This window comes from Limosilactobacillus pulli (assembly GCF_947381555.1).
Lineage (GTDB): Bacteria > Bacillota > Bacilli > Lactobacillales > Lactobacillaceae > Limosilactobacillus > Limosilactobacillus pulli.
In genome coordinates, this window is sequence record NZ_CANCWQ010000051.1 from 1 (window position 1) to 6,328 (window position 6,328).

Here is a 6,328-nt window from a genome sequence, read left to right on the forward strand (position 1 = left end):
TGCAAGCACAGATCGAGGCACTTGTCATGACGAATAATCTAGCAAAATTTGGAATGTTACAAACTAGCAATTGACGTTTAAATAATATATAAAAGGACCCGCCAAAATCGACGAGTCCTTTTTATCTGGTTAATTATTATCAGCCTTTTTTAATGCTGCCGCTCATGGCATCCCCATAGATCGGCGTTGGCAGGCCAAAGCCACCGGCAACCGTAATCAGCTCACCCGTAACATAACGCGCCTTATCGCTGGCCAGGAAGGCAACCATATTGGCGATATCCACTGGCTTAACGACCTCATTTAATGGCACGTGTTTCAAAAAGCCATCCAAGAAGCTCTTTGACATGTTCTGCAAGGCGCCATCCGTACCGACAAAACCAGGCAGTACCGCGTTGGCCCGAATCTTATCACGCGCATACTCAACGGCTGTCTGTTTGGTCAGCGAGTTGATGGCTGCTTTTGAGACGCCATATGCCAAGCGACTGATATCTGGCGTCGTACCGGCAACTGATGAAATATTGATAATGTTGCCGCCGCTTTCCTGCTCGCGCATTACTTTAACGGCATATTTGGAAGTGTAATAAACGCTTGCGATGTTTTTGTCAACGATATCAAAGAAGGTCTGACTGTCGCCATCAACCAAAGTCGTATCTTTTTTAACATCCGTCGTGCCAAAGTTATTGACCAGAATGTCCAAATGGCCCGCGTCTTGCACTACTTCTTGAATCATGGGCGCATAGGTTGCAAAGTCAAACGCATCATAAAAAACGCTGCGGAAGTTTTCATTTTGCTCATGCAGCTGGGCGGTTAGCTGACGGTTCTTTTCACTGTCCCGCACAGCCATATAGACAATGGCCCCCTGCTCAACCAGCTTTTCGGCAATTGCCAGGCCAATGCCGCGACTGGCTGCCGTAACGATCGCCGTTTCATTTTCCAAGTCTTTAGTCATCATAAATTCCTCCTTATCCTTGCAGACAGGTAATCAACAACAACTTTTAAGGATATCCTAGGACGGCATTGAGCGACTCCTCGTCAAATAAACCGTCTTTTTGATATTAGAGAAAAGTATAACATCTTTAATAAAAGAACAACTTAATTTTTGTAAAATTCGATAAAAATATACTTTAGATTAACTAATTTTAATGAATGTTTCTTAAAAAGCGATTTCATTTGTGCTATATTTTTTCGTGGCCAGACAGACTGCATTTTGTTTTTTCGCCATAAGTTGATTATTAAGTAATTCATTATTTAACGATTGATTGATAGCTGTTATCAAAATGGCAACCAATCAGAATGCCACAATAACAAAGACAGAAATTCGAAAAGGGGATTGTATCTTGAAAGAAATTGACGCAAGCGAAATTCTGCACCGGCCCTTTGCCTCAAACTTTTTAAAAAGGATTGGACGCGGCACCGCTGTCGGAATGGCAACTGGTCTGATCGTAACCACGTTTCGCAAAATCATCGACGATACGCTGCAAGGACTCAATGTTATCTATCCTTATATGCGAACTCATTATCTGATGCTGGGCGTCTATCTGATCGGTACGCTTATTTTATGGCTGATAATGGCGCGTCTGTTGAAAAATCATCTGTTTGACATCGTTGGTTCGGGAGTACCGCAAGTTGAAGACGTTTTACATGATGAACATTGGATGTCTTGGTGGTCAGTGCTATGGCGCAAATACTTGATTGGTCTAATGGCAATCTGTCCAGGATTGTTTCTTGGCCGAGAAGGACCCTGTATTCAGATGGGAGCGGCAGTTGGTCAGGGGCTGGCGGAAAAATGCTTCAAATCGTCTCGCCACGAAACTAAGGTCATGATCGCCTGTGGCATTGCGGCTGGACTTTTCGCGGCATTCTCCGCTCCATTGGCCGGTGCGCTTTTCCTGCTTGAAGAGATTACCTATACGTTTGAGTCGCAAACCTGGCTGACGGCATTAACCGCAGCCATCGCTTCCGATCTCGTCACCCTGCTCTTTTTGGCACGCGACCATGCATGTGGCTGCCCGTTACCTATCGCCTGCCACCGGCTACCTATCTTCCCTTGGCTTTGTTTGGCATCTTGCTGGGTATTCTGGCTTGGTTTTACCAATATTGTCTGATTAACATTCATTGTTGGTATGGCAAGATTACCTGGCTGCCAAGAAATCGGCGCGCGATCATCCCCTTGCTGCTGGTAGTTCCAATCGGCTTGTGGGATGCCAACATGCTGGGCGGCAGTCATGTTTTTGTCGAGGTTATCGCCCAGCTGCCACGTCATGTACACGGGTTTCAAGCGATGATGGTTCTTTTGGGGATCTATTTTGTAATTCGCTTCGTTTTTTCGATGATTTCTTATGGTGCCGCAATACCAGGCGGGATTTTCATGCCGATTCTGGTACTGGGTGCGATCTTGGGTGGCTTTACTGGATGCTTGATGATCCGCTTTGGTCTCATTCCTGCCAAAGCATATATCAATCTGGTGGTCATTGGCATGGCTGCTTATTTTGGCGCAATTGAAATGGCCCCGTTTACCGCCATCTGTCTTTTGACTGAAATGGTCGGTACGGTTCAGCAGATTCTGCCAATGCTGTTGGTTACGTTCATTGCCTACACAGTCAACTATCTGTTAGGGGGACGGCCAATCTATGGCGCGCTGCGTGAACAGATGGCTCCCCAGGCTGCCCAAGAACGGAATGCCAAAGCCAGCAACCTTAATTATTGAATTAATTCGTTTGATCTCATTGCAAATAATCAACTAATCGACTTTAGATATTTAACAAATGAAAGTCATCAGAAATTTTTTGAAAAAGTTTTTGATGGCATTTTTTGTTCATTTTCTAGTTCACCACTAAACAAAAACGACACTTGTTTCAAATAGCAAGCGCCTAAAGTAATCGAAAAGCTTTACGAACGTTCGACTACCTACTTAACCGAATTCTTGTTCAATTGTTCAGTTGGTAATTCTCGAACGTTTGTTACATTTTAACGTTATTGTTCGTGATTCATTTGATAAACAAAGCCGTTTTAGGCAGATAGTACGGTTTACAAACTAACGATAACAGGATATGATAAGGCCACGTTCGAACGGAGAGTTGATTTTACATTTGGCAAAGAGAGAAAGAGGCTAAAATTATGGTTCAATTTGACACGATCGAAACTGCACTGCAACAACTGCAAAATGGTGGCTACGTAATTCTTTCCGATAACGAAGATCGCGAAAACGAAGGCGATCTGGTAGCTTTAGCTGACCGCATCACTCCCGAAACGGTCTACGAAATGCTGCACGAAGCCAATGGTCTGATGTGCGTACCAATCACCATCCAACGGGCACATGAACTGGGCTTTACCAAGATGGTTGAACACAGTACTGATCCAAACCAAACGCCATTTATGACGACTGCAGACGGTACTTTTGAAGCAACCGGCGTCACGACTGGCGTTTCCGCATTTGACCGTGCTGCTACGATCAAGCGCATCGCCAACCCCGTTGCTAAGCCCACTGACTTTAACCACCCTGGCCACATCCAACCGCTTTATGCTTTGGATGGCGGGCTGCGCAAACGGATCGGTCACACTGAAGCTTCTGTTGACCTGGCATATCTGGCGGGCGCTGAACCGGCTGCGGTAATCATTGAAGTGCTTAAAGAAGATGGCCACATGGCTCGCCGTGACGATTTGGCAAAGATGGCTAAGCGCGTCAACGTTCCTTATATTACTATCAATCAAATCATCGAATACATGGACGCTCACAACATCAAGGAAGCCAGCGACCTGCAAGATGCCACGGTTCAAGGCTAATCCGACTCGCTACTGACTAGGTCTCGTTATTAAAATAAAACTCCCCGCTTGACTGCGAGGAGTTTTGTTGTATTTGAGGAGATATTGATATTATTTCAGCATACTTGAGCAAAATGATCTCAGCCCACGATTGTTGATCCTTTGGCATATGCTTCTTTTTTTAGGAAAAATGTCATTTAAGGAGATTAATAAAGACTGTTTTAAGCGCCCCAGACTTCTTCGGCAATGCTCTTGACTAAGGCAATCTTAGCCCACTGCTGTTCTTCAGTCAGAATGTTGCCTTCTTCAGTTGAGGAGAAGCCACATTGCGTACTCAGGCATAGTTTGTCCAGATCATGATACTGTGCAGCTTCTTGAATGCGGTCCAAGATTACTTGACGATCTTCCAGTTCACCAGATTTAGAGGTTAGCAGACCCAGCACCACGTATTTATCAGTTGGGACCTTCGCCAAGGGTTCAAAACCGCCTGCCCGCTCTGAATCGTATTCCAGATAAAAGGCTGCCACGTTTTCTTTTGCCAGTACATAGTCAGCAACGGGACCATAACCACCCTTGGTTGCCCAGGTGGAGTGGTAGTTGCCACGGCAGACATGTGTAGTCACTACCAAATCAGCTGGCAGGTTTACCAAGGCATCATTGTTGATCTTTAAGAGTTGTTCTTGCAAAAGTTCACGGCTTTGACCATCTTCTGCAAACACATGCCAGAATTCGTCATCAGCAATTGATCCCCAAGTACAGTCATCCAGTTTCAAGTCACGACAGCCAGCATCATATAAAGCCAAAATCAGATCATGGTAAGCTTGCGAAACGTCTTTGGCCAATTCTGCCTTGGATGAGTAAAATTCAGCGATGGCCTCGTTCTTCCCCTCACCCAGTACTAATTCTTCATAACATTGTGCCGGTGCCGGAATGCTTTGGCGTGGGATCAGGTCCGTGCCACCCGTTAAGCGCTTAAGATACTTGAAGGCTTCCAGGTCGGGGTGCGTACCGTTAAAGCGAACCTTGCCTGTCACAGCTGCTGAATCTGCACGGGTTTCTTCACCATGGAAAAAGTAGCCATGCTCTGGATTCGTGTGTGCGATCCCTTCAAAGCCCCAGAACGTGTCCAGATGCCACCAAGAACGCCGAAACTCGCCATCAGTAACCGCGTGCAGGCCTGCTTGCGCCTCTTTTTCGACCAGTTCCTTGATACACTTGTCTTCAACGTTTTTCAGTTCGTCATGGTCAATTTCATGGTTGGCAAATTTTTCCCGAGCCGCTTTCAGTTCGGCTGGACGCAGGAAACTGCCCACAATATCATAACGGAATGGTGAAGTCGTGCGGTTGGTAAAAGTTAAAGTTTGTGCTTGCGTCATATGTGATAACTTCCTTTCGAAAATGCTTGTTTGGCAGGACTTCTCAGGAAATTAAAAATCCCTGGGAAAAGCACATCCTGCACTTTCTCCCAGGGACGTTGACTGCTTATTCAACGTGTTACCACCCTGATTCAGCTAGACCTCACAATCTAGCCCTTACTGAGTACTCTAAAAATTAGAAGACCCGGACCGTGATATCGGACGTCACCCCGCGGCCGGCTTACCAAACGGCTCGCCCACCGACTTGCTCCAAGACCATCTTCATCGCGTTTCACGATCCCGACTCTCACCTACCCCGGTTCTCTTTAAAGGCTGCCCGCGACTACTCATCTCTTCTAAGCAATTTCTAATTTTGATGTAATCATAATACTTGGCATAACGATAAATGTCAACCATTATTCTAAAAATTATTAGATTCCATCAAGGCACGATTAAGAAGCTTTAATTTAGAAGCGACGTTTCTTGATTTAAGAAGCGTGCATCATGATAAAGTCGAACACTCGCGTTGGCAAAATGGCGTGGGCAAATACCAATGGCTTGGCCCCGAACCCAATCAGATAGCGTGGCTTAGGGCGTCGCGCATTAACTGCCTTAACGGTTGCCTTAACGACTACCTGAGGCTTGCTCATCATGTTGCCATTGTATTGCTTGTGCATCCCTTCAGCGACCTTGAGCGCAGTCTTTTCATAAGCGCCACCCTTAAGGCAGCGAGATGATCAGCTGCAATGTTTCCCCAGTCAGTCTTGATGCCACCTGATTCGATCAAAATTACATCGATACCAAACTGCTTTGCCTCCATTCGCAGGGCATCGCTAAAAGCCTCAACGGCATATTTAGTTGTGTGATACCAGCCGCCCATAAACGATACCAGGCGACCACCCATCGATGAAACGTTGATAATCTTACCGGAATGCTGGAGCGCATGTAAGGCAGAACGTTCTTGGTTAATGCTGCCAAGCCAAAAAGATTAACGTAAAATTGACGTTTGGCCTCTGCCAGACCAACGTCTTCAATCGCGCCATAACCTATGTAGCCAGCGTTGTCGATCAAAACATCGATCCGCCCTTCTTTAGCAATGATTTCTGCAACAACTGCCTTGCTTGATGCCTCATCAGTGTTAACACCGGTTCTAAAATGTAGGAAAACACCGATTTGAAATTGTCGGTTTTCCTACAATTTTTTATACTAAT

At 45.7% G+C, this 6,328-nt stretch carries 3 protein-coding genes and 2 pseudogenes; 2 read left to right on the top strand and 3 right to left on the bottom strand.

Annotated features, from left to right (window positions below):
- Positions 1-139 precede the first annotated feature (139 nt).
- Complete coding sequence (gene hdhA / locus QOS03_RS08860; protein ID WP_283576156.1) at positions 140-949, bottom strand: 7alpha-hydroxysteroid dehydrogenase; 810 nt, start codon at positions 947-949, stop codon at positions 140-142.
- Between the two features lie 388 nt (positions 950-1,337).
- On the opposite strand from hdhA, the pseudogene QOS03_RS08865 reads away from it, so the two are divergent.
- A pseudogene (locus QOS03_RS08865) lies at positions 1,338-2,707 on the top strand (ClC family H(+)/Cl(-) exchange transporter).
- Positions 2,708-3,114: 407 nt separating this feature from the next.
- Positions 3,115-3,783: a 3,4-dihydroxy-2-butanone-4-phosphate synthase gene (gene ribB, locus QOS03_RS08870; protein WP_283576158.1), complete on the top strand. Its 669-nt coding sequence runs from the start codon at positions 3,115-3,117 to the stop codon at positions 3,781-3,783.
- Between the two features lie 200 nt (positions 3,784-3,983).
- Here the strand turns inward: ribB and QOS03_RS08875 are convergent, their stop codons facing one another.
- Complete coding sequence (locus QOS03_RS08875) at positions 3,984-5,138, bottom strand: 5-methyltetrahydropteroyltriglutamate--homocysteine S-methyltransferase (protein ID WP_283576157.1); 1,155 nt, start codon at positions 5,136-5,138, stop codon at positions 3,984-3,986.
- A 467-nt stretch (positions 5,139-5,605) separates the two neighbouring features.
- Positions 5,606-6,290 (bottom strand): annotated as a pseudogene (locus QOS03_RS08880) (oxidoreductase).
- Between the last annotated feature and the right edge of the window lie 38 nt (positions 6,291-6,328).

Coding starts and splice junctions, on each gene's coding strand:
- hdhA (WP_283576156.1), bottom strand. CDS start 949: ATGACTAAAGACTTGGAAAATGAAACGGCGATCGTTACGGCAGCCAGT.
- QOS03_RS08875 (WP_283576157.1), bottom strand. CDS start 5,138: ATGACGCAAGCACAAACTTTAACTTTTACCAACCGCACGACTTCACCA.